This is a genomic window from Pseudomonas sp. ES1 (genome assembly GCF_050586605.1).
Lineage (GTDB): Bacteria > Pseudomonadota > Gammaproteobacteria > Pseudomonadales > Pseudomonadaceae > Aquipseudomonas > Aquipseudomonas sichuanensis.
Genome location: NZ_JBOBDM010000020.1, coordinates 25,751 through 50,707, shown reverse-complemented (window position 1 = coordinate 50,707; position 24,957 = coordinate 25,751). Strand labels below are relative to the sequence as shown.

Annotated in this window: 22 protein-coding genes; 13 read left to right on the top strand and 9 right to left on the bottom strand. The window is 64.3% G+C overall.

Annotation, left to right across the window (positions count from 1 at the left end; translation table 11 throughout):
• Positions 1 to 86 precede the first annotated feature (86 nt).
• The 6 genes from ACQ4N9_RS10805 (at position 87) to ACQ4N9_RS10780 (ending at position 7,778) form a co-directional block, all read left to right on the top strand.
• Complete coding sequence (locus tag ACQ4N9_RS10805; RefSeq protein WP_430932833.1) at positions 87 to 1,769, top strand: glycosyltransferase family 4 protein; 1,683 nt, start codon at positions 87 to 89, stop codon at positions 1,767 to 1,769.
• 63 nt (positions 1,770 to 1,832) lie between these two features.
• Positions 1,833 to 3,035: a glycosyltransferase gene (locus ACQ4N9_RS10800; protein ID WP_390969243.1), complete on the top strand. Its 1,203-nt coding sequence runs from the start codon at positions 1,833 to 1,835 to the stop codon at positions 3,033 to 3,035.
• The gene (locus ACQ4N9_RS10795; protein ID WP_390969245.1) at positions 3,032 to 4,219 is read left to right on the top strand and encodes a glycosyltransferase family 2 protein; all 1,188 of its coding nucleotides are present in this window, start codon (positions 3,032 to 3,034) and stop codon (positions 4,217 to 4,219) included. The genes ACQ4N9_RS10800 and ACQ4N9_RS10795 overlap by 4 nt, the downstream gene beginning before the upstream one ends.
• Positions 4,219 to 4,992: a WecB/TagA/CpsF family glycosyltransferase gene (locus ACQ4N9_RS10790; RefSeq protein ID WP_390969247.1), complete on the top strand. Its 774-nt coding sequence runs from the start codon at positions 4,219 to 4,221 to the stop codon at positions 4,990 to 4,992. Before ACQ4N9_RS10795 ends, ACQ4N9_RS10790 begins: the two co-directional genes overlap by 1 nt.
• A 405-nt stretch (positions 4,993 to 5,397) precedes the next feature.
• On the top strand, positions 5,398 to 6,816 hold the full coding sequence (locus ACQ4N9_RS10785) for an undecaprenyl-phosphate glucose phosphotransferase (RefSeq protein WP_390969249.1): 1,419 nt from the start codon (positions 5,398 to 5,400) through the stop codon (positions 6,814 to 6,816).
• 209 nt (positions 6,817 to 7,025) lie between these two features.
• Complete coding sequence (locus ACQ4N9_RS10780) at positions 7,026 to 7,778, top strand: hypothetical protein (RefSeq protein WP_390969251.1); 753 nt, start codon at positions 7,026 to 7,028, stop codon at positions 7,776 to 7,778.
• 31 nt (positions 7,779 to 7,809) lie between these two features.
• On the opposite strand, the gene ACQ4N9_RS10775 is transcribed toward ACQ4N9_RS10780, so the two are convergent.
• The 3 genes from ACQ4N9_RS10775 to ACQ4N9_RS10765 form a co-directional block, all read right to left on the bottom strand.
• Positions 7,810 to 8,565, bottom strand: coding sequence for a hypothetical protein (locus ACQ4N9_RS10775; protein WP_390969253.1), 756 nt, complete (start codon positions 8,563 to 8,565; stop codon positions 7,810 to 7,812).
• 197 nt (positions 8,566 to 8,762) lie between these two features.
• Entirely contained in the window at positions 8,763 to 9,008 is a 246-nt protein-coding gene (locus ACQ4N9_RS10770; RefSeq protein ID WP_390969255.1) for a hypothetical protein, read from the bottom strand.
• Between the two features lie 149 nt (positions 9,009 to 9,157).
• Entirely contained in the window at positions 9,158 to 10,105 is a 948-nt protein-coding gene (locus tag ACQ4N9_RS10765) for a LysR substrate-binding domain-containing protein (RefSeq protein WP_125463953.1), read from the bottom strand.
• A 146-nt stretch (positions 10,106 to 10,251) separates the two neighbouring features.
• On the opposite strand from ACQ4N9_RS10765, the gene ACQ4N9_RS10760 reads away from it, so the two are divergent.
• Together ACQ4N9_RS10760 and ACQ4N9_RS10755 are read left to right on the top strand one after the other, a co-directional pair.
• Entirely contained in the window at positions 10,252 to 11,628 is a 1,377-nt protein-coding gene (locus ACQ4N9_RS10760) for an L-serine ammonia-lyase (RefSeq protein WP_390969257.1), read from the top strand.
• Between the two features lie 216 nt (positions 11,629 to 11,844).
• Positions 11,845 to 13,152: a serine/threonine transporter gene (locus ACQ4N9_RS10755; RefSeq protein ID WP_390969259.1), complete on the top strand. Its 1,308-nt coding sequence runs from the start codon at positions 11,845 to 11,847 to the stop codon at positions 13,150 to 13,152.
• A gap of 76 nt (positions 13,153 to 13,228) precedes the next feature.
• Here the strand turns inward: ACQ4N9_RS10755 and ACQ4N9_RS10750 are convergent, their stop codons facing one another.
• On the bottom strand, positions 13,229 to 13,906 hold the full coding sequence (locus ACQ4N9_RS10750; RefSeq protein WP_125463956.1) for a DUF3313 domain-containing protein: 678 nt from the start codon (positions 13,904 to 13,906) through the stop codon (positions 13,229 to 13,231).
• 180 nt (positions 13,907 to 14,086) lie between these two features.
• Between ACQ4N9_RS10750 and ACQ4N9_RS10745 the strand changes: the two genes are divergently transcribed.
• Both ACQ4N9_RS10745 and ACQ4N9_RS10740 read left to right on the top strand, forming a co-directional pair.
• A complete protein-coding gene (locus ACQ4N9_RS10745) occupies positions 14,087 to 14,470 on the top strand; it encodes a type II toxin-antitoxin system RelE/ParE family toxin (protein WP_390969261.1) in 384 nt (127 codons plus the stop codon).
• Positions 14,451 to 14,756, top strand: a complete 306-nt coding sequence (locus ACQ4N9_RS10740; protein WP_125858506.1) for a helix-turn-helix domain-containing protein — start codon at positions 14,451 to 14,453, stop codon at positions 14,754 to 14,756. Before ACQ4N9_RS10745 ends, ACQ4N9_RS10740 begins: the two co-directional genes overlap by 20 nt.
• A gap of 10 nt (positions 14,757 to 14,766) precedes the next feature.
• On the opposite strand, the gene ACQ4N9_RS10735 is transcribed toward ACQ4N9_RS10740, so the two are convergent.
• From ACQ4N9_RS10735 to ACQ4N9_RS10725, 3 genes are all read right to left on the bottom strand, one after another.
• Complete coding sequence (locus ACQ4N9_RS10735; RefSeq protein WP_390969263.1) at positions 14,767 to 16,062, bottom strand: NAD(P)/FAD-dependent oxidoreductase; 1,296 nt, start codon at positions 16,060 to 16,062, stop codon at positions 14,767 to 14,769.
• Between the two features lie 13 nt (positions 16,063 to 16,075).
• Entirely contained in the window at positions 16,076 to 17,164 is a 1,089-nt protein-coding gene (locus tag ACQ4N9_RS10730; protein WP_125858508.1) for a polyamine ABC transporter substrate-binding protein, read from the bottom strand.
• Between the two features lie 151 nt (positions 17,165 to 17,315).
• Positions 17,316 to 18,674, bottom strand: coding sequence for a glutamine synthetase family protein (locus ACQ4N9_RS10725; protein WP_125463961.1), 1,359 nt, complete (start codon positions 18,672 to 18,674; stop codon positions 17,316 to 17,318).
• A gap of 163 nt (positions 18,675 to 18,837) precedes the next feature.
• On the opposite strand from ACQ4N9_RS10725, the gene ACQ4N9_RS10720 reads away from it, so the two are divergent.
• Both ACQ4N9_RS10720 and ACQ4N9_RS10715 read left to right on the top strand, forming a co-directional pair.
• Positions 18,838 to 19,737, top strand: a complete 900-nt coding sequence (locus ACQ4N9_RS10720) for a helix-turn-helix domain-containing protein (RefSeq protein ID WP_390969266.1) — start codon at positions 18,838 to 18,840, stop codon at positions 19,735 to 19,737.
• A 304-nt stretch (positions 19,738 to 20,041) separates the two neighbouring features.
• The gene (locus ACQ4N9_RS10715) at positions 20,042 to 21,439 is read left to right on the top strand and encodes a PLP-dependent aminotransferase family protein (RefSeq protein WP_390969268.1); all 1,398 of its coding nucleotides are present in this window, start codon (positions 20,042 to 20,044) and stop codon (positions 21,437 to 21,439) included.
• On the opposite strand, the gene panB is transcribed toward ACQ4N9_RS10715, so the two are convergent.
• The gene (panB, locus tag ACQ4N9_RS10710; RefSeq protein WP_390969270.1) at positions 21,427 to 22,242 is read right to left on the bottom strand and encodes a 3-methyl-2-oxobutanoate hydroxymethyltransferase; all 816 of its coding nucleotides are present in this window, start codon (positions 22,240 to 22,242) and stop codon (positions 21,427 to 21,429) included. The genes ACQ4N9_RS10715 and panB overlap by 13 nt on opposite strands.
• Positions 22,243 to 22,395: 153 nt before the next feature.
• Positions 22,396 to 23,781 (bottom strand): aldehyde dehydrogenase family protein, encoded by a 1,386-nt coding sequence (locus tag ACQ4N9_RS10705; RefSeq protein ID WP_430932816.1) that lies wholly within the window; start codon positions 23,779 to 23,781, stop codon positions 22,396 to 22,398.
• 106 nt (positions 23,782 to 23,887) lie between these two features.
• On the opposite strand from ACQ4N9_RS10705, the gene ptrR reads away from it, so the two are divergent.
• Entirely contained in the window at positions 23,888 to 24,766 is an 879-nt protein-coding gene (gene ptrR, locus ACQ4N9_RS10700; protein ID WP_125463967.1) for a putrescine utilization regulator PtrR, read from the top strand.
• The last annotated feature ends 191 nt before the right edge of the window (positions 24,767 to 24,957 follow it).

Genomic DNA, 24,957 nt, shown 5'->3' with positions numbered 1-24,957 from the left:
GCACGCTGTTCCCCGGGCATGTCCTGTTGATTTGCGAGGCTGACACGGCGCAAGCGCTCGATGGCCGCCCTGCGCAACTGCGGCAAATGCTGGCCGAGCTTGGCTACACCTGCACGGTGGTGGACTGGCGTAATCCACAAGCCTGCCTGGATGCCCTGCAAACCTGCGCGGCAGTCATCCTGCACCGCTTGCCTTACTGCGCGCAGTTGTCGAAGCTGCTCGAAGAAGCCAGCCGCCTCAAGGTCACCTCTTGCTGGGATATCGACGAGCTGATCTTCGACCCGCAGGCGTATCGCCAGGGTAACGACCTGAACGGCTTGCGCGACACCGACGTGGGCAAACTGATGGCGGCCGTGGCCCTGCACCGACAGGCGCTATTGGCGTGCGAGTGCGCGATTGCATCGAGTGCGGCACTGGCGGCGGCGATGCAAGAGGCGGGGGCCCGGCAAGTCACGGTGGTCGAGAGCAGCCAGCAACTGGGCCAGGTTTTCCCGGCCCCGCCCGGCGTTCGCCCACGCAGGGTGCTATCGGCGAACATCTTCTTCGCCCCCAGGAGTTTCGGTGGCGCCACGGTTGTTGCCGAACAGATGGCTCGGCTGCTGGCGGCCACTTCGCCCTGGCAGCAATTCGTGTTCACCTCGCTACCGCCGACCGACACGCCCCCCTACAGCCTGTTCAGGTACCAGGCGCAGCAGGCTACGGTGCTTGGCATCGGCCTGCCAGACCAGCGTTCGGCCCTTGAGGACTTCGAAAACCGCGCAACCCTGCCGCTGTTCGACGCTGTGCTAGAGCGCGTCGCACCGGATCTTGTGCACCTGCATTCTATCCAGGGGCTGGGTGCGCTGCTGGCCGAAAGCTGTGCGCGGGCGGGCATACCCTTCGTGGTGACCTTGCATGATGCATGGTGGATCTGCGGGCGCCAGTTCATGATCAACGGCCAGGGGCAATACTGCGGGCAAACGCGTATTCGCGCCGATGTGTGTGCCGCCTGTGTCGAGGATGCGCCGCTGAACGCCTACCGTCAGCAGACCCTGGCCGCCACCCTGCGCAAGGCCAGCCTGCTGCTGGCGCCAAGCCGCTTCGCCCGCGACCTGTACGTGGCCAATGGCTTCGATGCGGCGAAGATCCGCATCAACCGCAACGGCATCCTCGCCCCCGGCGCGGGCTACCACAAGCAGCCGGGGGCATTGCTGCGCTTCGGTTTCGTAGGCGGCAACACCGCGATCAAGGGCATCAACCTGATCACCCAGGCTTTTGCCGGGCTACCCCGCTCGGACTACGAACTCAAGGTGGTCGACAACCTGCTGCACCTGGGTTTCCGCTCGTTCAACCGGCACAGCGTGAAGATCCCGGGCAGCGTCAGCATCATCCCCGGCTACACCCAGGACGACATCGACGCGTTCTTTTCCGGCATCGACGTGCTGCTGTTCCCGACCCAGTGGAAAGAGACCTTCGGCCTCGCCGTGCGCGAAGCGCTGGTGCGCGACGTCTGGGTGATCAGCACCGACGCGGGGGGCACGGTCGAGGACATCGTCGACGGCGTCAACGGCACCATCATCCCGTTGAGCTCCGACCCACGGTATCTGCGCGAGGCTCTGGCCGATGCGCTTGAGCACCCGGAGCGCTTTGCGCACCCACACAACGCTTTCAAGGGCAGCATCACGCTGTGCAGCGATCAGGCCCTGGAACTCCAGGGCATCTATGCGGACGTCATCGCGGGCAATGCCACGGCAGACCCTGCGCCGTCAGCCATGAAAAGCCTGAAGTAGGAGGCCGGATGCCGCCGGGGGCGGCCCAGCTCATTCATCACGCGGGTATGGACTCGGATTCCTATGCGCATTGCTTATTTCATCAATCAGTACCCCAAGGTCAGCCACAGTTTCATTCGCCGTGAAATCCTCGCGTTGGAGCGCCAGGGTTTCGAGATTCAGCGCATTGCCTTGCGTGGCTGGGATGCCGAACTGCAGGACGACGAGGATGTGCGCGAGCAGGGCAAGACCCAGTACGTACTGCAAGGCGGCGTGAAAGCGCTGCTCAAGCCCGCGCTGCAGGTGTTGCGCCACCAGCCCGGGCGCTTTTTCGCAAGCCTGTGGCTGGCCCTGCGCCTGGGCCGGCGGGCGGACCGGGCATGGCCCTACCACTTGATCTACCTGGCCGAGGCATGCCGTGTGCTGCAGTGGCTGCAGGCGTCGGGCGCGGTGCATGTGCATGCGCATTTCGGCACCAACTCGACCGAAGTGGTGATGCTGGCCCGCGCCTTGGGCGGGCCGGCCTACAGCTTTACCGTGCATGGCCCCGAGGAGTTCGACAAGCCGCAGTTCCTGCATATGGGCGAGAAGGTGCGGCGCGCCGCATTCGTCGCGGCGGTCAGCTCCTACGGGCGCAGCCAGCTGTTCCGCTGGGTGGCGCACGAGCACTGGGGCAAGGTCAAGGTGGTGCACTGTGGCCTGGAGCGCAGCTTCCATGATGTGCCCGCCGTGGCTGTACCCAGCGCGCCGCGGCTGGTGTGTGTTGGCCGGTTGTGCGAGCAGAAAGGCCAGTTGCTGTTGCTTGAGGCCGCACGGCTGCTGGCGGCGCAGGCGGTGGAGTTCGAGCTGGTGCTGGCGGGGGACGGTGAAATGCGCGAGCAGTTGGAAACCCTGATCGCCCGGCACGGCCTGCAGGCGCAGGTGCGTATCACCGGCTGGATCAGCAGCGCACAGGTACGCGAGGAGATCCTCGCCGCCCGCGCGCTGGTCTTGCCAAGCTTCGCCGAGGGCTTGCCGGTGGTGATCATGGAAGCCATGGCCTTGCGCCGCCCGGTGCTGACCACCTATGTGGCGGGTATCCCCGAGCTGGTAACCCCAGGCGAGAACGGCTGGCTGTTCCCGGCGGGGGCCGTGGAGGAACTGGCCACGGCCATGGCCGATTGCCTGGCGCAACCTGCGCAAGTGCTGCAGCGCATGGGGGAGGCGGCGTATCAGCGCGTGCTGCAACGCCATGACATCGATACCGAAGCGGCCCGGTTGGCCAGCTACTTCAAGGCATCCGCATGATCATCCTACTGAGCTGGCTGTTGGGCACCGCGACGCTGCTGATCCTGTTACCGGTGCTGGTACTGTTCGTCCAGGTGCTGCTGGGCTGCCTGCCCGCCCGGCCGCTGCCCATGGCCACCGGCAAGCGGGCACGGGTAGCGGTGCTGGTGCCGGCGCACGACGAGGCCTCGGTCATTGCTGCCACCCTCGCCAGCATCACCCCGCAACTGGCCGCAGGTGACCGCCTGCTGGTGGTGGCGGACAACTGCAGCGATGACACCGCCACGCTTGCCCGGCAGGCGGGCGCGCAAGTGGTCGAGCGCCAGGATGACCGATTGCGGGGCAAGGGCTACGCACTGGATTTCGGTGTGCGCCACCTGGCGGACGACCCACCGCAGGTGCTGATCATCATCGACGCCGACTGCCTGGCGGACGCGGGCGCTATCGAGCGGTTGACGCGTTGCTGCAGCGAGACTGCGCGGCCCGTGCAAGCCCTCTACCTGATGCATGCGCCTGCAGGTGCCGGGCTGAAGGTACAGATCGCCGAGTTTGCCTGGCGGGTGAAGAACCTGGTGCGCCCGCGCGGTTGGGCGTGGTTGGGCCTGCCTTGCCAAATGATGGGCTCGGGCATGGCGCTGCAGTGGCGCGACCTTGCATTGATCGACCTGGCCCACGGTCACCTCGTCGAAGACCTGAAGATGGGGCTGGACCTGTGTCGCAACGGCAAACCACCGCTGTTCTGCCCGCAGGCGCAGGTCTACAGCCAGTTTCCGAGCAGTGACGAAGGCCTGGCAATACAGCGCACTCGCTGGGAACACGGCCACCTCGGCGTACTGCTTGCCGACGCCCCTCGGCTGCTGCTGAGCGCGTTGACTCGGCGCAACGGGCGCCTGCTGGCCATGGCCATGGATCTGCTGGTACCGCCGCTGGCCCTGCTGGTGCTGACATTGATGGCATTGCTGGGCATTACCTGGTTGGCGTATGCGCTGTTCGGCATGTTGTTGCCGGCATTGCTGGCCACGCTGGCCATGGTCCTGCTGGGTAGCGCGGTGCTGCTGGCCTGGCTGCGCTTCTGCCGCGAGCAGATGCCCTTTTCGGTGTTGTTGTATGCGCCTTGTTACGCGGCGAAGAAAATCCCCCTGTACTTGGGGTTTCTGGTGCGACGCCAGGTGGAATGGGTACGTTCAAAACGGGATGACAGCTGATGACGGATCGTACATGGCAACGGCGCTGGGCCACTGTCGTCGACAAACTGCAGGTGGTGGCTGACGCGGCTGATGAGCAACGGCTGCTCGACGCCTTGTCGGCACCGCAAGCACCCACCGTGCTGGGTTTCGTCAATGCCCACGCCATGAACCTGATGGCGGGCAATGCTGAGTTCTACAAGGCGCTGATGGCCGCAGACGTGTTGCTGCGCGACGGTTCGGGCATGGGGCTGCTGTACCGCCGTCTGGGCCTTGCGCCAGGATTGAACATGAACGGCACCGATTTCATCCCCCGAGTGCTGGCGGCTTGCAAAGGTCGACGGGTAGCCCTGTGGGGCACCCGGGAGCCTGCCCTGGCCCAGGCGGCGCAGCACTGCGAAGCCCGCTTCGGGGTGCGGCCGGTGTCGGTGCACGATGGCTTCGCCGACGTGGAGACCTATCTGCGGCTGGCCCGCGAACTGCAACCCGAGTTGATCGTGCTGGGTATGGGCATGCCCAGGCAGGAGCTGGTTGCAGCCCGTCTGGTGGCCGTTGCCGGGCCATGCCTGATCGTGTGCGGCGGGGCAATCCTGGACTTTCTGGGGGGAGGGGTGGAGCGGGCCCCAGCCTGGGTACGACGACTGGGCATGGAGTGGCTGTACCGCTTGCTGAAGGAGCCCAGGCGTTTGTTTGGCCGTTATGTGCTGGGTAACCCCTTGTTTGTGTTGCGCACCCTGGCCAGCGGCAAGGCGCGTGGCACAGCCGGTTCAGGTGTGCCGGGCAGCGAGCCCTGACCCGTCTGAATACTGGCGCGCGCCGCAGCGATGGCGCAGTACTGCTACAGTGATATCAGTCGCCGCCAGACAGCAAAAACAATAAACAGGCGAAATGCAGCATCAGCCCCTGAATGAACGCCATCCTGGTGGCCGGACGCTCAGGCGAGCTCTTGAATCAGGGGGTCTTGCCGCATGCAGGGATCGATAATGCGCGCTCGCGTTCACGCCATCCGTGGCACCTCAATCACAGCAGTGAAATACAACCCCGGCAGGCTTGCCGGGGTGCGAGCGCTATCGCCAGTGGCCATGCCGATACCCTGGGTGGCCCGGGCAATTGCAGCCGTTGATTACGTATCGTGTTCAGCCTGATGGAAGGGTGTTCGCCACGCTCACATTGATCGCTCACATTGATGAGGCCTGACAATGGTTTTGGAACCCAGAAGCAGTCGTCCCGTACTCCAGCGCAGAAGCAACGTCAGCAACGCGGTGCAGGCGGGCCTTGACGGTATTGCGGTGACCGGTGTCGCCTGGTACCTGATCTACGAACAGTTCGGCTACATCACTTCCGACTACGTGATCATGCTGCTGTTGCTGATCGGCGCGTTGGCGGTCATCTACGACCACTACGCCATCTACCGCACCAACGTCGGCTTGACGGTCAAGGCATTCAGGCTGTTCAAGGCCTGGTCGGCGACCTTCTGCTTCCTGGTGGTGATGGCGTTTCTTACCAAACAGAGCGAATCGTATTCGCGGCTGCTGGTCGGGGAGTTGTTCGTCATCGGCTATTTCGTCCAGCTGTTCCTGCACATTGCCGTACGCGAAGTGCAGAAGCGCTTCATGGCCCATGCGTACCGCATGGAAAACGCGTTGATCATCGGCAACGGTGAACTGGCCGATTTCCTTTATCGCAAGATCAGCAACAACCCCTGGTTCGGCGAGCGGGTGGTGGGTTGTGTGTTGTTCGACGAAGCCGACGCCGCGCAGCGGGCCGAGGGGCAGCAGGGGCCGCCCGTGCTTGGGCATATCTCCAAGCTCGACGAGATCGTCGCGCAGCACGCCATCCGCACGGTATACCTGGTGACGCCACTTGGCGGCTCTGAAGTGATCAACGATATCTACTTGAAGCTGCTGGAAAAATGCATTGCCGTTAACTGGGTACCGGATATCTTTTCGCTGCGCCTGATCAACCACAGCGTTCGCGAAATCGCCGGGATTCCGGTATTGACCTTGTCCGAAACACCCTTGACCGGCATGAGCCTGTTCCTCAAAAACGTCGAGGACCGGGTGCTGGCGGCGTTGATCCTGCTGTTCATCTCGCCGGTGCTGCTGGTTGTCGCCCTGGTCATCAAGCTCGACAGCCCAGGGCCGGTGTTCTTCCGCCAGGAGCGTATGGGCTGGACCGGCGAATCGTTCCGTATCTGGAAGTTCAGGAGCATGCATGTGCACCAGCCCGAGGCCGGCGTGCTCCAGCAGGCCCAGAAGAACGACCCGCGGTTGACCCGGGTGGGCGCCTTCATCCGCCGTACCAGCCTGGATGAGCTGCCCCAGCTGTTCAACGTGCTGACCGGGGAGATGTCGCTGGTGGGCCCGCGCCCCCATGCGCTGCAGCACGACACGCAGTACTCCCAGGACATCGTCGACTACTTTGCCCGTCACAACATCAAGCCCGGTATGACTGGCCTGGCCCAAGTACGTGGCTTCAGGGGCGAAACCAAGGACATCGCGCAGATGGTCCAACGCGTCAATTCCGATATCGAGTACATCAACAACTGGTCGCTGTGGCTCGACTTCGTGATTCTGGTGCGTACGCTCAATGCGTTCACCGGCAAACACGCCTACTGAATGCAGTCGAGCTGACCGGCGGGCCGACGGCCGGTCACACATCCCGGCATGCAGCACTACACTTGCCCGGTGATGGCGACCTGCCTGCATTGGCCAGGTCGCCCCTTCAAGGATGGAAAGCCCCACCACGGCCGATCTGCAGCGCGAATCGGCCGTGTCCTGCAAGGAGACGCAGGTCGATGGTCATCAAGCGAACGAGCAAGGCTTGCGTGCCTACCCCTGCGCGTGAGCGGACGAAGCTTGCCGGTGAATTGCAGGGTGCGGTCGATGGGCTGCTGGCCAGCCCGTTGTTCGTCAGGTCGCGGCGCCTGGGCAGCCTGCTCAGCTACCTGGCCCAGCACAGCCAACAGGAAGGCGAGGGCAGCCCCAGCGAATACGATATCGGCATCGCGGTGTTTCGCCGTGACCCGGCGGTGTACTGCACTGGCGACGACCCGGTGGTGCGGGTGCAGATCGGCCGCCTGCGGCGCAAGCTGGCTACCTATTACGCCACCCTCGGGGAGCATGAAGCGCTGCGCCTCAGCGTGCCGCCCGGCGGCTACCGCCTGTGTTGCGTGCAACAGGGCAGGCCTTTGGCCGATGGCCGGCCGGCGGCGCTCTACGTGCGGCCATTCAGTTGCCTGACGGGCCTGGGCGGAGTGTTTGCCAGGGGCCTGGGTGAAGAGTTGTGCGACTTGCTGTTCCATGCGCTTGGCAGAGCCTCTGTGCATGTCCGCTTGCCGCGTGGCGCGCCGGTCGCGAGCGGCTCCTTGGGCGAGCCCACCTACTTGCTGGAGGGCAGTGTCAGGGCCGAGGCAAACCGGGTGCGGGTGGCGGTACGGGTGGTGGATGTGGGGGCAGGCAGCCTGTTCTGGTCGGCCCGCTTCGACCGGGCCGGCCCGCTGATGATCGACACCGAGCAGGAGCTGGCCGAAGCCATCTGCCGCAGCCTGGTCGTGCAGTTCACCCGCAAAGAGGGTTGAAACCGCCGGGGCGTACCCCGGCGGTGACGGCTCAGGAAGGGATGACCCACTTCTGGTTGGCATACAGGTAGGTTGCGCTGTTGCTGAAGGTCAGGTCGATCTCCTGGGCATTGGAGCGCGAGGTGCTGAACATGGTGCTGGTCTGCACGTTCTGCTCGAACCACACCAGCACGGTTTCCTTGGGCGTAAGGTTGGTGCTGCCTTGGACGATAGGGTTAGCGGCAACGTAGATCGGCGTGCTCACCTGCTTGCCATCGATACCGGTGGACAGCTGGTTGACGCCTGGGTGGATCGAGCCGTACTGGTTGATCATGGTGATGGCGGTTTCCGGGCCTCCCGTGGATACCGGGCCGAGCAGGCCGGACTGATCGAGAGTCGACTGCTGGCCAAGGCCGATATCGACCTTGTTGGTGTCCACCGTTACCTGGACGTTGGCCTGGAAGGTGTTGGTACCGAACAGTTGGTACATCGGCGTCCAGCTGAAGTTGTTGTTGCTCAGGTACTGCACATACGACTGCCAGACGACGTTGTAGGCTTCGTCGCCGACACGTTTGGCAAAGCACAGTTTGTAGCCTGCGCTTTTCAGCGAACGCAGGTCTTCGTCGGCAATCTGGATGGTCACTGACTTGGTCGCGGCGGCGGTGACGGTGCCAAGCAACCGGGCGTAATGCTCGTGGCTCAGGGCGCGGGTTTCACCGAGCAGGGCCTTGACGGCGGTTTGCACCTGTTCCTGGCGCTGCTGGGCGACGGCGAGCTGTTGTTTGCTTGCGGCATTCGAATTGCTCATGGTGTCCCTCTGTCCTTGTTGAGTGATGATTGCCGAGTTCCGGCCTGTGCCGGCGTGTCGACCAGTCCACTCTAGGCGGGGCAGGAGGGCCGGCGAAGTATCACGGTGTTACAAGGCAGCGGCGATCATGCCGCCCACTCGAATGAACAAGGGCCGCAATGCGGCCCTTGTTGCTCGTGCAGGTACGCAAGCAAGGCTCAGGCAGTACTCTTAACGTTGGCGTCGGCCCAGGTGAAGTTCCAACTGGTGCGCTTGCCCTTGGCTACGTCGATGAGCGTGTTTTCGTAGGTCGTGTGGCTGATTTCGCCGGTGAACGTCAGTTTACGTGCACTGTTGTCGCCTGTGACTTCGCCCGGCGTGCCGTTGCACTTGATCATGGCTTTCTTGAGGTCTTCTGCGGATGGCGCGCTGGCCTGATTTTTCTCGACGATTACGAAATGCATGGTTACACCTCCTGTGTGATTGAGCCTCGGCACGGCGCGGCGCGCAGGCCGAGGGGCACACTGTAGGCGCGTGGTGGGCAGGGCATTAAGTTACAAGGCAGGCGGCGAAGTAACAGGGCGTAACGCCAAGGTGGATACCCCGGTTAGCCTTACGCCCCAGGCAGTGACAGCGGGTGCAACGCCCTGAACCCCTGCGCCTCTTCCACCAGCCAGTCATGCACTGCCCGGGCGCCGGGTTGGGTCAACCCGCCAGGCGGGTAGTGCAGCACGTAGCGCTTGTGGTTGGCGATCGGTACGCCGAACGGCACGATCAGCGCACCGCGCTCAAGTTCATCGTTGAGCAGGGTGCGTCGGGCGATGGCCACGCCGACACCGGCAATCGCCGCCTCGATGGTCAGGTGGTTGCGATTGAAGGTGTGACCACGACGCACGTCCAGCCCGCCGGCGCCGATACCGTCCAGATAAAACTCCCATTCGGCATATTCCGAGCTGCCGCGCCAGGCGGTGATGTCGTGCAGCAGCGGATAGTGCACAAGGTCCGTCGGCCCGTGCAGCGGCGGGCGGCCGCGCAGCAGTGCAGGGGAGCAGACCGGGAAGATCTGTTCATCCAGCAACGGGGTCGACAGCATGCCCGGGTAGCTGCCGTCGTTGAGGTCGATGGCCAGGTCGAAGTCATCCGGGTGCAGGGCCTGGTTGCTGTCCTCGGCCACCAGGCGCAGCTCGATGTCGGGGTAGCGCTGCTGGAAGCGCGGCAGGCGCGGCGTGAGCCATTTGGCCAGGAACGACGGGATCGAGCGCAGGCGCAAGGTGCCGCGGATCTCGCCGGCATCCAGGCGCAGCAGCTCGGCCTCGATGCTGCCGTAGGCCTCGGCTACGGTCTGCGCCAGGCGCTGCCCCTCGGCCGACAGCTCGACGCCACGGGCGCGCCGCAGGAACAGGCGATAGCCCAGGCGCTCTTCCAGTTGGCGCATCTGCTGGCTGACGGCGCCGGGGGTGATGTGCAGCTCTTCGGCACAGCGGGTGAATGACAGGTGCCGCGCCGCGCAGGCAAACACATGTAGCCACACGTACACCTGGCCGTTGAGTGGACCTTTCATTGTTTAGTCCTGCTAAAGGCTTGTGTAGGAAGTTTCGTTGGTCATGCCGACCTGGGCGCGTCAGTATCGCCCAACTTTGTAATACCGTTCAATTTTTCCAGAGATCCGTGGTGTGCGTTGTACGGCTGCCACGGTCAGGCATTAGCATGGCTATCAGTGTTTTCGACCTTTTCAAGATTGGCATCGGCCCATCGAGCTCCCACACCGTCGGCCCCATGCGCGCCGCGGCAACCTTCGCCCTGGCCCTGCGTGAGCGCGGCCTGCTGGCCCAGGTGAGCCGGGTCGAGGTCCGTCTGTACGGCTCGCTGTCGGCCACCGGGGTTGGCCATGCCACCGACCGTGCCTGCCTGTTGGGCCTGATGGGCCAATGGCCGGACCGCATCGACCCGCACAGCATCGAGCCACGCATCGACCAGTTGATGCAGGAGCAGTGCCTGATGCTCGATGCCAGCCATCCGATCGAGTTCCAGTACAGCCGTGACATGCGCCTGCTCGACGAGAGCCTGGCCTATCACCCCAACGCCATGACTTTGGAAAGTTTCGGCGCCCAGGGCAGCCTGTTCAGCCAGACCTACTATTCGGTGGGTGGCGGCTTCATCGTCGAGCAAAGCGAAATCGACGCACCCCAGGTTGGCGTCGCCGAGGTCGAGCTGCCTTACGAGTTCTCCAGCGCAGAAGAGCTGCTGGCGCTGTGCAAGCAACATGGGCTGAGTGTCAGCCAGCTGATGCTGGCCAATGAGCGCGCCTGGCGCTCCGAAAGCGAGATACGCGAAGGCCTGCTGAACATCTGGGCCGCCATGCGCGAGTGCGTGGTCAACGGCCTGCGCAATGAAGGCATCCTGCCCGGCGGGCTCAAGGTCAAACGCCGCGCCGCGCGCCTGCACCGCAGCCTGCAGGAGCTGGGCAAGCCCAACGTGATCGGTTCGACCCTCAGCGCCATGGAGTGGGTCAACCTGTTCGCCCTGGCGGTCAACGAAGAGAACGCCGCTGGCGGACGCATGGTCACCGCGCCCACCAACGGTGCGGCGGGGATCATCCCGGCGGTGCTGCACTACTACATGAAGTTCAACCCCGGCGCCTGCGACGATGACGTGGTGACCTTCCTGCTGGCGGCGGCAGCGGTGGGCATCCTGTGCAAGAAGAACGCCTCGATTTCCGGCGCCGAAGTGGGCTGCCAGGGCGAGGTCGGTTCGGCCTGTTCGATGGCTGCCGCCGGCTTGGCCGAAGTATTGGGCGCCACGCCGCCCCAGCTGGAAAATGCCGCCGAGATTGCCCTGGAACATAACCTCGGGCTGACCTGCGACCCGGTCGGTGGCCTGGTCCAGGTACCGTGCATCGAGCGCAACGCCATTGCGGCGGTCAAGGCGATCAATGCCGTGCAGATGGCCTTGCGTGGCGACGGTGAACATTTCATTTCCCTCGACCAGGTGATCCGCACCATGCGCGATACCGGTGCCGACATGCACGCCAACTACAAGGAAACCTCACGCGGCGGCCTGGCCGTGGCGTTCGTCGAGTGCTGACACAACTCTTGTAGGAGCGGCCTTGTGCCGCGAAAGGGCTGCGCAGCAGCCCCGGCGATTTTTGTTGCTTTGCTGAAATCCTGGGGCCGCTTCGCGACCCTTTCGCGGCACAAGGCCGCTCCTACAGAAGCCATGCAACCCATGAGGCCGGCAAGCCGGCCCCCAAACTGCAACACCCGCTGTACCTGCGACAAAAACAACTACAAGGCGATACCCATGACTGATGTACAAAGCACCACGACCCTTCGTGCGGATTCGGCTGCCTCGGCTACGGCCTCAGGCTCGACCACCTGGAACCGCCACGACACCACCTGGGCCCTGGGCCTGTATGGCACCGCCATTGGTGCCGGCACCCTGTTCCTGCCGATCAACGCTGGTGTCGGCGGCTTCTGGCCGCTGCTGATCCTGGCGCTGCTGGCGTTCCCCATGACTTTCTTCGCCCATCGTGCGCTGACCCGCTTCGTGCTGTCCGGGCGCAAGGGCGGTAGTGAAGACATCACCGAGGTGGTGGAAGAGCACTTCGGCGTTGGCGCCGGCAAGCTGATCACCCTGCTGTATTTCTTCGCCATCTTCCCGATCCTGCTGGTGTACAGCGTGGCGCTGACCAACACCCTCACCAGCTTCTTCGAACACCAGCTGCACCTGAACGCGCCGCCCCGTGCACTGCTGGCGCTGCTGCTGATTTGCGGCCTGATGATCATCGTGCGCTGCGGCCAGCAACTCATCGTCAAGGCCATGAGCTTGCTGGTCTACCCCTTCGTCGCTTCGCTGCTGTTGCTGGCGCTGAGCCTGATCCCCAACTGGAACGGCGCGTTCTTCGCCCAGGCCAATGAAGGCCTCAGTGCCTCGAACCTGATGCTCACCCTGTGGTTGGCGATCCCGGTCATGGTGTTCTCGTTCAACCACTCACCGATCATCTCGGCCTTTGCCGTCGACCAGAAACATCGCTACGGCGTTGACGCCGACCGCAAGAGCGGCCGCACCCTGGCCACTGCCCACGTGATGATGGTGCTGACGGTGATGTTCTTCTGCTTCAGCTGCGTGCTGGCCCTGAGCCCTGAGAACCTGGCTGAGGCCAAGGCGCAGAACATCTCGATCCTGTCGTACCTGGCCAACCACTTCCAGACCCCGGTGATCGCCTTCGTTGCGCCGCTGATCGCGCTGGTGGCGATCACCAAATCGTTCCTGGGCCACTACATCGGCGCCAGCGAAGGCTTCCAGGGCATGATCGTCAAGAGCCTGCGCGGGCGTGGCAAAACCTGGCCGGCCAAACGCCTGGAACGTGCCACGGCGCTGTTCATGGTGGTGACCTGCTGGGCGGTGGCCACACTCAACCCGAGCATCCTTGGCCTGATCGAAGGCCTGGGTGGCCCGGTGATCGCCTGCCTGCTGTTCCTGATGCCGATGTACGCGGTGCACAAGGTGCCGGCGCTGCGTCAGTACTCGGGCAAGCTGTCGAATGTGTTCGTCGTGTTGATCGGCTTGATCACGCTGTCGGCGATCGTCTACAGCTTCGTCGCCTGATTTTCCCTCGCCAGATGCAACAAGGCCGCTGTCCCTGCCGGGCAGCGGCCTTGTTGCATCTGGCGAGGGCAGCGGGCTACTTGGTCTTGTGCTGCAGCGCCACGAAACTACGACGCATGTCGCTGGCCCAGCCATCGAGTACCGGCTTGACGTCGGCCAGGGTGAGTTTCTGCGTGTCGTTTTCCAGCTCCTTGCCACTGCCTTTGCGCACCACCTGGGCCAGCACTTTCTGGCTGGCGCCATCGAGGAAGGCCGCCTCTACCGCGATGTCCACATCCTGGTCACGCCCACCGGCGGCAGTGTTGACCGCTGCTGCCACCAGGGCGATGGGGATGACTTCGTAGGGCTTGAGGCCTTCGTTGCTGGTGGCCACGGCAGTGATCGCCGGGCGCACCACGATGGTGTTAGGCCCAGGCTCCTTGACCAGCGTCAGCACACTGCCCAGCTCGCGGCGCATGGCTTCGTTGAAGTAGCGGGTGATCTCCTGCAGGGTCTGCGCCGAGATCACGTTGGTCGGTTGTGGTTTGGGGTAGAACTGGCTCGGCTCGATGAACACCTTGGTGTACTGGCTGGCTTTCAGGTTCGGGTCGACCCAGCGCATCACCGGCGCGCCAGAGACGCTTTCGGCCGGTTTCAGGCGGCTGTAGTCCTTGAGAAAGCCGGAGTAATCCTTGGGGTCGACGCGGTTGCTGGAGCAGGCAACCAGGGCAAGCAGGGCTGCGCACAACAGGGTGCTGCGAGACAGTTGCATCATGATGGCGGTGTCCATGAGTGAATTGGCCAGAACAACGCTAGCAGGTGCTTGGCGGAAGGCCAGCATCCCGCTCGATTCTCATAGCCGTTTCGGACATCCATGCCCGAACCAGCCGACTTTTCATTGAATACGAAAGCTGGAGAAGTATGCCCTTTACGGGTATGGTTTGGAGCGTTGGATATGGATGTCTATAAAAGAAGGGCGTTCGCTCGCTGGCAACTCAGCGAGAACCTCCCGGATTGTGTGCTGTGCAAGGCTGTCGAGGAAATGCAGTGCGGCCTGGTGGATGCCAGCCTCGGCGGGCTGTTGTTCAAAAAGCGCGTCACCGGACAGGGTGCCGGAAAGCGAGGCAGCTACCGCACGTTGCTGTCAGCCCGCATCGGCAGCCGCTATGTGTTTTTGCATGGCTTCAAAAAGAACGACCAGGTGAATGTAACGCCTGACGAGCAGAAAGCGTTGCAGTTCTCCGGCAAGGTATTCCTGGATTTATCACCGCAGGCGTTGGCCAAGGCCCTGGGCTGCGGTGTACTGATGGAGGTCCACTGTGACCAGCAAACTCATTGAATCATTGCGTGATGACCTGTGTGCCCTGGAACGGGCGGGCGCGGTCGGTAAAGTCACGCTGCGCGATTTCGAAGCAATTTGCCCGGCGCCCGTGCGGGCATTCACCGCCCAGGACATCAAGCAACTGCGTGAAGCCCTCAATTTCAGCCAGCCGGTGTTCGCCCTGCACCTGCATACCAGCGCTTCCACGGTGCGCAAGTGGGAGCAGGGCGAAACACGTCCGGCGGGGCCTGCGTTGAAACTGCTCAATGTCATCGCTGACAAAGGCCTGCAAGCCATCCTTTGAGCAAAACCCGTCAGCCCAATGCCTCGCGCAACCGGTACCACAACATCCCCAGCGCCAGCAGCGGCGAGCGCAATGCCTTGCCGCCGGGGAAAGTCAGGTGGGGCACCGAGCTGAACACGTCGAACCCGTAACTGGCCTGGGTGGCGATGGCCTCGGCCAGCAGTTTCGCGGTCCAGTGCGTAGTGTTCAGGCCGTGCCCGGAATAGCCCTGGGCATAGAACACATTGGGGTGCTGGCTGAGCCTGCCAACCTGCGGGAAGCGGTTGGCGGTGATACCGATCATGCCGCCCCATTGGTAATCCAGGCGCACATCGGCCAACTGCGGGAACACCTTGAGCACCTTGGGCCGCATGTAGGCGCCGATGTCCTTCGGGTCGCGCCCGGAGTAGTGGCAGGCGCCGCCGAACAGCAGGCGGTTGTCGGCAGTGAGGCGGTAATAGTCCAGGCCCACTTTCTGGTCGCACAGCGCCATGTTCTGCGGGATCAGCGCCCGGGCAACGTGCTCGGGCAGCGGTTCGCTGGCCACTACATAGCTGCCGGCAGGCAACACTTTGCCGCTCAGGCGCGGTTCCAGTTCGTCGAGGTGGGCGTTGCAGCCCAGCACCAGGCTCTGGGCGCGGACCTTGCCGCGCGCGGTGTGCAGGGTCACGGTGCTGCCATGTTCGATGCGCAGTACCGGGCTCTGCTCGAAGATCCTCACGCCCTGGCCATGGGCGGCGCGGGCTTCGCCCTGGACCAGGTCGAGCGGGTGCAGGTGGCCCGAGCCCATGTCCACCAAGCCACCGGCGTACTGGTCGCTGGCGACGATTTCGTGCATGCGCTCGGCGCCAATCAGCCGGGTTTGGTGGCGGTAGCCGAGGTCGGCAAGTTCGCGCTGCTCGTCTGCGAAGGCGGCGAACTGCGCCGGGGTGTTGGCCAGCTCGCAGAAGCCCCAGCGCAGGTCGCAGTCAATGCCGTACTGCTCGATGCGCCGCGCCACCAGCGCCACCGAGTCGATGCCGGCCTGCTTGAGGTAACGCACGCCGTCCTGGCCGACGTGCCGGGCAAAGCCCGAAACGTCATGGCCGATGCCGCGGATCAGCTGGCCGCCGTTGCGCCCGCTGGCGCCCCAGCCGATGCGCCGGGCCTCCAGCAGGATCACCGTGAGCCCGCGCTCGGCCAGCTCCAGGGCGGCGTTGACCCCGGTCAGGCCGCCGCCGACCACGCACACGTCGGCTTGCAGGTCCTGGTCGAGCACAGGGTAGGGGGCTGCCTTGCGCGCCGTGGCGGCGTAGTAGGAAGCGGTGTGTTCAGTCATGTGAGGCATGGGTGTGCTCGACTCAGCGGTTGGACTTGATCTTGCTCCAGGAGCGGGTCATCTGCCGCAGGATCGGCGGGCTTGGCATGGTGGAGACATACAGTTTGTCCAGCACCTCCTGGGGCGGGTAGATCTCGGGGTTGTTCACCAGTGCCGGATCCATGTCGGCCTTGGCATCCGGGTTGGCGTTGGCGTAGCCGACCGTGGCGCTGACCTTGGCGATCACCTTGGGATCGAGCAGGTAGTTGATGAACGCCAGGGCTTGTTCGGGGTTCTTGGCATCCTTGGGGATGGCCAGCAGGTCGAACCACAGGTTGCTGCCTTCCTTGGGGATGCTGTAGGCGACCTTGACGCCGTTGCCGGCTTCCTCGGCGCGGTGGGCGGCCTGGAACACATCGCCGGAGTAACCGAAGGCCACGCAGACATCGCCGTTGGCCAGGTCGGATACGTACTTGGAGGAGTGGAAGTAGGTGATGTAGGGGCGCAGCTCCAGCAGGCGTGCCTCGGCCTTTTTATAGTCGTCGGCCTTCTCGCTGCGCGGGTTCATGCCCATGTAGTTGAGGATGGCCGGGAACAGTTCGTCGGGCGAATCCATGAACGCCACGCCGCACTGCTTGAGCTTCTTCAGGTTCTCTGGCTCGAACAGCACGGCCCAGGAGTCGATCCTGTCGATGCCCAGCACCGCCTTCACTTTATCGACGTTGTAGCCAATGCCGTTGGTGCCCCACAGGTAAGGCACGGCGTACTGGTTGCCCGGGTCGTTCTGCTCAAGCTGCTTGAGCAGTTTTGGGTCCAGGTGCTGCCAGTTCGGCAGCTTGCTGCGGTCCAGCGGCAGGAACGCGCCGGCCTGGGCCTGGCGGGCGAGGAAATGGTTGGACGGCACTACCACGTCGTAGCCGGTGCGCCCGGCCAGCAGCTTGCCTTCCAGGGTTTCGTTGGAGTCGAACACGTCATAGACCACCTTGATCCCGCTGCTGGCCTGAAAGTCCGCCAGGGTGGTATCACCGATGTAATCGGTCCAGTTGTACACGCTCACCGTCGGCTGGGCCTGGACGGCAGCGCCGAACAGCAGGGCAAAGGTTGCGGGGATCAGGGCTTGCGGATGACGCATGTCGACACCTCGTTGGTATTGTTCTTCGAATTCGGTGGTGTAGGGGCTGCTGCGCAGCCCATCGCCGGCAAGCCGGCTCCCACAATGGAAACGCAATCGCTGTGGGAGCTGGCTTGCCAGCGAAAAGGGGCGCGTAGCGCCCCGGGGCGGATTACACGCTCAGCAACAGGAACTCACGCTCCCACGAACTGATCACCCGCTTGAAGTTCTCGTGCTCGGCGCGCTTGACCGCCACGTAGCCCTGGACGAACTGCTGGCCCAGGTACTGCTGCACCACTTCACAATCTTCCATGTGCTGCAACGCGTCCTCGATGGTGATCGGCAGGCGCAGGTTGCGCCTTTCGTAAGCGCGGCCCTGCACCGGCGCACTCGGCTCGAGCTTCTCGACCATGCCGATATAGCCGCACAGCAGGCTCGCGGCGATGGCCAGGTACGGGTTGGCATCGGCACCCGGCAGGCGGTTTTCCACGCGCATCGCCTCTGGGCTGGAGGTTGGTACGCGCAGCCCGGCGGTGCGGTTTTCTTCACCCCACTCGACGTTCACCGGCGCCGAGGTGTCGGGCAGGAAGCGGCGGAACGAGTTGACGTTGGGCGCGAACATCGGCAGCAGCTTGGGGATGTATTTCTGCAGGCCGCCGATATGGTGCAGGAACAGTTCGCTCATGCTGCCGTCTTCGTTGGCGAAGATCGGCTTGCCGGTGGCGATGTCGACCACGCTCTGGTGCAGGTGCATGGCGCTGCCCGGCTCGTCGGTGATCGGCTTGGCCATGAAGGTGGCGGTGACGTTGTGCTTGAGCGCTGCCTCGCGCATGGTGCGTTTGAACACGGTGATCTGGTCGGCCAGGTCCAGTGCGTCGCCATGGCGGAAGTTGATCTCCATCTGCGCCGGGCCGTCTTCATGGATCAGCGTGTCCAGGTCCAGGCCTTGCAGTTCGCACCAGTCGTAGACGTCCTCGAACAGCGGGTCGAATTCGTTGGCGGCGTCGATGGAGAACGACTGCCGGCCACTTTCGGCGCGGCCCGAGCGGCCCAGCGGTACTTGCAGTGGCAGGTCCGGGTCTTCACAGCGTTGCGTGAGGTAGAACTCCATCTCTGGCGCAACGATTGGTTGCCAGCCCTTGTCGGCGTAAAGCTTGAGCACCTTCTTCAGCACGTTGCGCGGCGACAGCTCGATGGGATTGCCCTGCTTGTCGAAGGTGTCGTGGATCACGATCGCGGTGGGTTCGATGGCCCACGGGATCTGGTACACCGCGGTGGGGTCGGGGCGGCAGACCATGTCGATGTCGGCGGCGTCGAGCAGGCTGTAGTAGATGTCATCGTCGACGTAGTCGCCGGTCACGGTCTGCAGCAGCACGCTCTCGGGCAGGCGCATGCCGCGCTCGTGGAGGAACTTGGCGGTGGGGGCGATCTTGCCGCGGGCGATGCCGGTCAGGTCGCTGATCACGCATTCGACTTCGGTGATCCGGTGTTCTTTCAGCCAGGTGGACAGCTGATCGAAGGGGGCGTTCATACAAACCTCTTGGTTGGGTAGTTGTGGTGGGAAGCATGGCGTTCATCGCGTAGGGCACTTCCCACAGGTGACGCTGAGGACTATCTTGGGCGCAGCCCCCTGGGCTGATCTATCCACTTTCTTCGCTAATGAATGCACCAAAAGAGTGCAACTAGGACAGCGCGTGACAACGCCAATCGCCTTGCAGGTTCAGGATTTCCGCACCACCGATGTGACTGAACAGACCCGCGCCACCCCCGGCTGGCAGCAGCAGTACCGGCAGATGTCCCCCGGGCATTTCAACGGCCAGCTGCGCTGGCTGGGGCTTGAGGGCGTGGAGGTTTACGAGGAGCGCCTGAACACCCGTGTCGAACAGTTCTTCCGTGCCCCCAGCGGTGCCTTGGCGTTCTGTTTCGACCGCAGCGAGAACAGCCTGTACCTGCTCAACGAGGACAGCCGCAACATCTGGATCACCCCGGAGAACTACCAGGAGGTGGCGGTGGTGTTCGAGCAGCCGTTCCTGGCCAGCCACGGGTTGGATGTGGAGCGCTTGCGCGGGTTGTTCATGGTGCCGCTGAGCTGTCAGCAGAATGCCTTGTTCGGCAACTGGCTGAGCGCCACGCTGACCCGCCTGGGCCAGGCCGATTGCCCGCTGGAGGGCAGGGCGCTGGCGGAGCAGTTGCTGGAGGACTGCCTGTTCATTCTCGACAACGCCGGGCAGCGTCTACAAGGCGATGCCCTGGGCCGGCGCGACGAGGAACGGGCGATCATGCGGCGGGTCAGTGAATGGGCGGCCGATTGCCCCGACGAGACCCTCAACCTGGTGCAGTTGGCCAAGGTTGCCGGGGTTTCCGTGCGTCAGTTGCAGCAGGCGTTCAAGGGCTTTACCAACCTGCCGCCAGCGCACTGGTTGCGCCTTCGCAGGCTCAACGGGGCGCGGCGTGACTTGTTGGCGGGTGATGTGACCGTGGCCGAGGTGGCCATGCGCTGGTCGTTCTGGCACCTGGGGCGATTCTCCGAAAGCTATCGGCAGTTGTTTCGCGAATTGCCGAGCGAAACGCTAAAGCGCGCGCGCGGCGCCTAGCGCCTGGAGCTGTAGGAGCGGCTTTAGCCGCGAACACCGGCGAAGCCGGTGCCATGCACGGTGTCGTCTGCTTCGCGGCTAAAGCCGCTCCCACAGGGGGCGCGCATTCCCCAGGATTGCACAGACCCTGTGGGAGCGGGTTTACCCGCGAAGATGACACCTCGGTGCCCGGCACGGGCTATGCCCGTGTTCGCGGGCGAACTGCCGCTCCCACAGGGGGGCTGTCCTGTGCCGCAGCCAGATGATCTTCCACGAGGGTAAAAAACTGCTAGGGTGCCCACCGCAGCCCTCGTCCAGGTCAGGTATGGATACCGAACAAGCCCCGCGTTTCACCTACCAGAAAGTCCACCGCTACCTCAGCCGCTGGCTCGACGCCCGTGCGCCGGGGCAGGCGCACCGGCTGCCATCGCTGCGCGAGGTCGCCCGGCAATTGCAGGTGTCGCTGTCCAGCTGCAAGCAAGGCTTCGCCCTGCTCGAGTCCCAGGGCCGCATCCAGGCGCGGCCCAAGGTCGGCTATTTCAGCGTCGTCCAGGCGTCCACGGTACCGCTGCCAGCCACGGCCAACCTGCTCGATCGGGTCTTCGCCAGCGCCCGGCAGCCGGGGATGCTGGCCTTGAGCAGCGATGCCCCGGCCATGCTGGGAGCCCTCGATGGCCCGCTGCTGTTGCTCGAGCGCGAGCTGCAGCGCCGCACACCAGCGGCTGAACTGCCGCCGTTCCAGCCGCTGGGCGAGCCGCAGCTGCGGGCGGCGCTGGCACGCGATTACAGCCAGGCCGCATCCGAGCCGTGGCAGGCCGACCAGGTGTTCATCGGCCCGGACCTGCGCAGCGTGTTCGATCTCGCCCTGCAAGCGTTGATCCCGGCAGGTTCTGTGGCGCTGGTCGAGTCGCCGTGCTCCTGGTTGATACTGGGCCGGCTGCGTGCGGCGGGCCTGCAGGTCATCGAGGCGCCGCTGGATGGAGAGGGCCGGATGGACCTCGATGCCGTGGCCCAGATGCTGGAGATCACGCCCGTGCGCGTGGCTGTGTTGTCATCCCGGGTCAACACCCCACAGGGCAACGCGATGCCGGCAGCCGACAAACGCCGCCTGTGCGACTTGCTGGCCCGGCGTCGGGTATGGCTGTTCGAGAACGACAGCTACGGAGGCTTGTGCGCCGACCTTCCGGCGTACCGGGTACACGCCGACCCGCAGCGGCTGCTGGTGTTCGCCAGCTTCGACAAATGCATCGGCGCCGAGGCCCCATTCGCCTACCTGTTATGCCGCAGCGCGACGGCGCCCCTGGCCGAAGCGTTCTTCGCCCGTGGCTTTCGCCTGCCAACCTATCGCCAGCGGGCCATCGCCGGGCTGTACGGCTCCGCACGCATCGACCGACAGCGGACGTTGCTGGGTCGACAACTCGCCGCCAGCGCGGGGCGTATGGCCGCGCTATTGAAGCAACATGCCGGTGACTGCCTGCAAGGCGCCATACCCCAGGCCGGAGCCACATTCTGGCTGCGCGCCACGCGCCCGGTGGACATGGACGCGGTGTGCGAAAAACTGCTGGCCGAGGGCATTGTCACCGCCCCCGGCTCGCTGTTCAGCCAGGCCGGCCATTGGCGCGACCACCTGCGCCTGAGCGTTACCGTCGATTGGCGCCAGGATATCGAAGGCGCACTGGTACGCCTGGCCCAGGCCGTTCGCCAGGCGCCTCAACTGCCGTAGCAATGCGCAAGCTCGGGGAATTCGCCTTGGCGCACTTCGTTGGCGTAGCGCGCGCAGGCCACCCGGATCACCGCAGCCAGGTCGGCGTACTGCTTGACGAAGCGCGGCTTGCGTGGCCCGCCCAGGCCCAGCAGGTCTTCGGTGACCAGGATCTGCCCGTCGCAGGCGAGGGAGGCGCCAATGCCGATGCACGGCTGTGCGCTCTGTTCGCTAATCCGCCGTGCCAGCGGCTCGGCCACACCTTCGAGCAAAAGGCCAAAGGCGCCAGCGGCGAAATTGGCGCGGGCGTCTTCGATGATCGTTGCTGCGCTGGTCTCGGTCAGCCCCTGGGCCTTGTAGCCGCCCATGACATTGACGAACTGCGGCATCAAGCCAACGTGGGCCATCACCGGGATCCCACGCTCTACCAGGAACGCCACGGTCGGCGCCAGGACAAGGTTGCTCTCCAGTTTCACCGCGTCGCACCCGGTCTCGGCCAGCACTTGGGCGCAGTTGCGAAAGGCCTGCTCAGGTGAGGCCTGATAGCTGCCAAAGGGCATGTCGGCGATCACGCAGGCGTGCTCGGTGCTGTTCATCACGGCGCGGGTGTGGCTGATGGTCTCCTCCAGGCGCATGGCCAGGGTGGAGCAGCGGCCGTAGGCGACCATGGCGGTCGAGTCGCCGACCAGGATGAAATCCACCAAGGGATCGATAAGGCGGGCGATAGGCGCGCTGTAGGCGGTCAGGGCGACGATCTTCTGTCGGCCTTTCATGGCGGCCAGGTCGGGGACGGTCAAGCGGCGGGTGGGGATATGCGTGCTCATCGGTTACCTCCGGGGTGGTCGGGAGGTCATCGATTATTCACCCGATGCAGGGTGATTCAAGGCACAGGATCGGGCGATTTTGCAGCCCAGATGGTATTCGGCAAGGCCGGCCCCCTACAGGAGCCTGCCTTGCCGGCGAACAGCGTGGTCAGGTCAGTTGCGATCCAGCCACACGGTCTGGGCATTGGTGAACTCACGCACACCAAAGTGCGACAGCTCGCGGCCGAAACCACTCTTCTTCACGCCACCGAAGGCCACACGGGGGTCGGAAGCGCAGTAGCCGTTGATGAACACGCCGCCGGTGTCCAGCGCAGTGGTCATGCGCTCGGCCAGGGCGTAGTCGGCGGTGTAGATGGTCGCGGCCAGGCCGAAGTCGCTGTCGTTGGCCAGTTCCACCGCATGGTCGGCGTCACGGGCAGTGATGATTGCCGCTACCGGGCCGAACAGCTCCTGCTTGAACGCGGTCATGTCCGGGGTGACGTTGGCGAACACGGTCGGTGCGTAGAAGTTGGCCGCGCCTTCGACCTTGTGGCCGCCCAGCAGCAGGGTGGCGCCTTCAGCCAGCGTGGCCTGCACTTGGCCGTCGAGCTCGTCGCGCAGGTCATAACGGGCCATTGGGCCGATATAGGTGTCGTCCTGGAGCGGGTTGCCTACCTTGAGCGCACGGGTGGCCTCGACGAACTTGGCGGTGAATGCCTCGACGATGCTTTCTTCGACGATCAGGCGCTTGGCCGCGGCGCAGACCTGGCCGGTGTTCTGGTAGCGACCGATCACGGCAGCCTTCACGGCGGCGTCCAGATCGGCGTCGGCCAGCACGATGAACGGGTCCGAGCCGCCCAGCTCCAGCACGCACTTCTTCAGCGCGGCACCGGCCTGTGCACCGATGGCCATGCCGGCGCGCACGCTGCCGGTGAGGGTGATGGCGGCGATGCGCGGGTCGTTGATGGCGCGGGTCACGCCCTCAGGGGTGACGTTGAGCACTTCGAACACGCCTTCAGGCAGGCCGGCGCGCTTGAACAGGTCGGCCAGCAGGTAGGCGCTGCCCATTACGTTGGGGGCGTGCTTGAGCACGTAGGTGTTGCCGGCCAGCAGGGCGGGCACGGCGCCACGCAGTACCTGCCAGATCGGGAAGTTCCACGGCATCACGGCGAGGATCGGGCCCAGTGGGCGGTATTCGATGCGGGCTTTCTCGATCTGGGTCGGTTCGGCGGCGAGCATGGCCGGGCCGTGTTCGGCGTACCACTGGCACAGGCCGACGCACTTGGCGACTTCGCCACGGGCCTGGCTGATCGGCTTGCCGATTTCGCGGGTGATCATCTGGGCGAAGGCTTCGGCGTTGGCCTGCAGGGCGTTGGCCAGGGCGATCAGATATTCGCTGCGCTGACCCAGCGACACCTTGCGCCACTGGTTGTAGCCAACCTTGGCGCGTTGCAGCGCCGCTTCCAGTGCGGCGTCGGTGTCGAAGGCATAGTGGCCGATCTGCTCGCCGGTGTAGGGGTCGACGGAGATGGCGTGGGTCAGGCGGCTGATCTCGCTCATGGCAGGACTCTCATTGTTTTGAAGGGGTGAGCCCAGACTAGTGGTGGCGCGCTTTAATGAAAACTGAATAATAATGAGCGAAACATTCACGTTTGGAGAATGACCTGTGGACCTGGTGCAACTGGAGATCTTCAAGGCGGTGGCCGAGCACGGCAGCATCAGCGCTGCCGCCCAGCACATCCACCGGGTGCCGTCGAACCTGACCACCCGTATCAAGCAGCTCGAAGAAGACCTCGGCGTCGAGCTGTTCATCCGCGAGAAGAGCCGCCTGCGCCTGTCGCCGGCCGGCTGGAACTTCCTCGAATACACTCGGCGCATCCTCGACCTGGTGCACGAAGCGCGGCTGACCGTGGCGGGGGAGGACCCGCAAGGCACCTTCGCCCTGGGCTCGCTGGAGAGTACCGCGGCGGTGCGCATCCCGGCGTTGCTGGCGGCCTACAACCAGCGCTATCCCAAAGTGGACCTCGACCTGTCCACCGGCCCGTCGGGGACCATGCTCGAAGGCGTGCTGTCCGGGCGCCTGGTAGCCGCCTTCGTCGATGGCCCGGTGCTGCACCCCACGCTGGAAGGCATGCCGGTGTTCGAGGAGGAGATGATGGTCATCGCACCGCTGCACCATGCGCCGGTCACCCGCGCCCGCGACGTCAACGGTGCGAGCATCTACGCATTCCGCGCCAACTGCTCGTACCGCCATCATTTCGAGAGCTGGTTCGTTCACGACCAGGCCGTGCCGGGCAAGATCCACGAAATGGAGTCCTACCACGGCATGCTCGCCTGCGTCAGCGCAGGTGCAGGCCTGGCGATGATGCCGCGCAGCATGCTCGACAACATGCCCGGTTGCAGCACGGTCAGCGCCTGGCCGATGGCCGAGGACTTCCGTTACCTCAAGACCTGGCTGGTGTGGCGCCGGGGCACGGTGTCGCGCAGCCTGAGCATGTTCATCAAATTGCTCGAGGAGCGCCGGGCCGAGTCGCTGGCGGGTTGAGTGCATGGCTCACACGTTAATTACCTGGCGCGATCACTGTGGGAGCGGGTTCACCCGCGAACACGGGCATAGCCCGTGCCAGACACCGAGGTGTCATCTTCGCGGGTAAATCGCAGCGGCGAACCGCCGCTCCCATACCCAGACTAACGGTCTGAAACCACGCGAACGCGCGCTGCAGCCAGGCATCAAAA

Excerpts from the sequence above, each read along its gene's own strand:
- ACQ4N9_RS10760 (WP_390969257.1), top strand. The coding sequence starts at position 10,252 with ATGGCTATCAGTGTTTTCGACCTTTTCAAGATTGGCATCGGCCCATCG.
- ACQ4N9_RS10775 (WP_390969253.1), bottom strand. The coding sequence starts at position 8,565 with ATGAGCAATTCGAATGCCGCAAGCAAACAACAGCTCGCCGTCGCCCAG.
- ACQ4N9_RS10785 (WP_390969249.1), top strand. The coding sequence starts at position 5,398 with ATGGTTTTGGAACCCAGAAGCAGTCGTCCCGTACTCCAGCGCAGAAGC.
- ACQ4N9_RS10745 (WP_390969261.1), top strand. The coding sequence starts at position 14,087 with ATGGATGTCTATAAAAGAAGGGCGTTCGCTCGCTGGCAACTCAGCGAG.
- ACQ4N9_RS10725 (WP_125463961.1), bottom strand. The coding sequence starts at position 18,674 with ATGAACGCCCCCTTCGATCAGCTGTCCACCTGGCTGAAAGAACACCGG.
- ACQ4N9_RS10790 (WP_390969247.1), top strand. The coding sequence starts at position 4,219 with ATGACGGATCGTACATGGCAACGGCGCTGGGCCACTGTCGTCGACAAA.
- panB (WP_390969270.1), bottom strand. The coding sequence starts at position 22,242 with ATGAGCACGCATATCCCCACCCGCCGCTTGACCGTCCCCGACCTGGCC.
- ACQ4N9_RS10735 (WP_390969263.1), bottom strand. The coding sequence starts at position 16,062 with ATGCCTCACATGACTGAACACACCGCTTCCTACTACGCCGCCACGGCG.
- ACQ4N9_RS10715 (WP_390969268.1), top strand. The coding sequence starts at position 20,042 with ATGGATACCGAACAAGCCCCGCGTTTCACCTACCAGAAAGTCCACCGC.
- ACQ4N9_RS10755 (WP_390969259.1), top strand. The coding sequence starts at position 11,845 with ATGACTGATGTACAAAGCACCACGACCCTTCGTGCGGATTCGGCTGCC.
- ACQ4N9_RS10770 (WP_390969255.1), bottom strand. The coding sequence starts at position 9,008 with ATGCATTTCGTAATCGTCGAGAAAAATCAGGCCAGCGCGCCATCCGCA.
- ACQ4N9_RS10705 (WP_430932816.1), bottom strand. The coding sequence starts at position 23,781 with ATGAGCGAGATCAGCCGCCTGACCCACGCCATCTCCGTCGACCCCTAC.
- ACQ4N9_RS10730 (WP_125858508.1), bottom strand. The coding sequence starts at position 17,164 with ATGCGTCATCCGCAAGCCCTGATCCCCGCAACCTTTGCCCTGCTGTTC.
- ACQ4N9_RS10750 (WP_125463956.1), bottom strand. The coding sequence starts at position 13,906 with ATGATGCAACTGTCTCGCAGCACCCTGTTGTGCGCAGCCCTGCTTGCC.
- ACQ4N9_RS10805 (WP_430932833.1), top strand. The coding sequence starts at position 87 with ATGCTGGCCGAGCTTGGCTACACCTGCACGGTGGTGGACTGGCGTAAT.
- ACQ4N9_RS10795 (WP_390969245.1), top strand. The coding sequence starts at position 3,032 with ATGATCATCCTACTGAGCTGGCTGTTGGGCACCGCGACGCTGCTGATC.
- ACQ4N9_RS10765 (WP_125463953.1), bottom strand. The coding sequence starts at position 10,105 with ATGAAAGGTCCACTCAACGGCCAGGTGTACGTGTGGCTACATGTGTTT.
- ACQ4N9_RS10800 (WP_390969243.1), top strand. The coding sequence starts at position 1,833 with ATGCGCATTGCTTATTTCATCAATCAGTACCCCAAGGTCAGCCACAGT.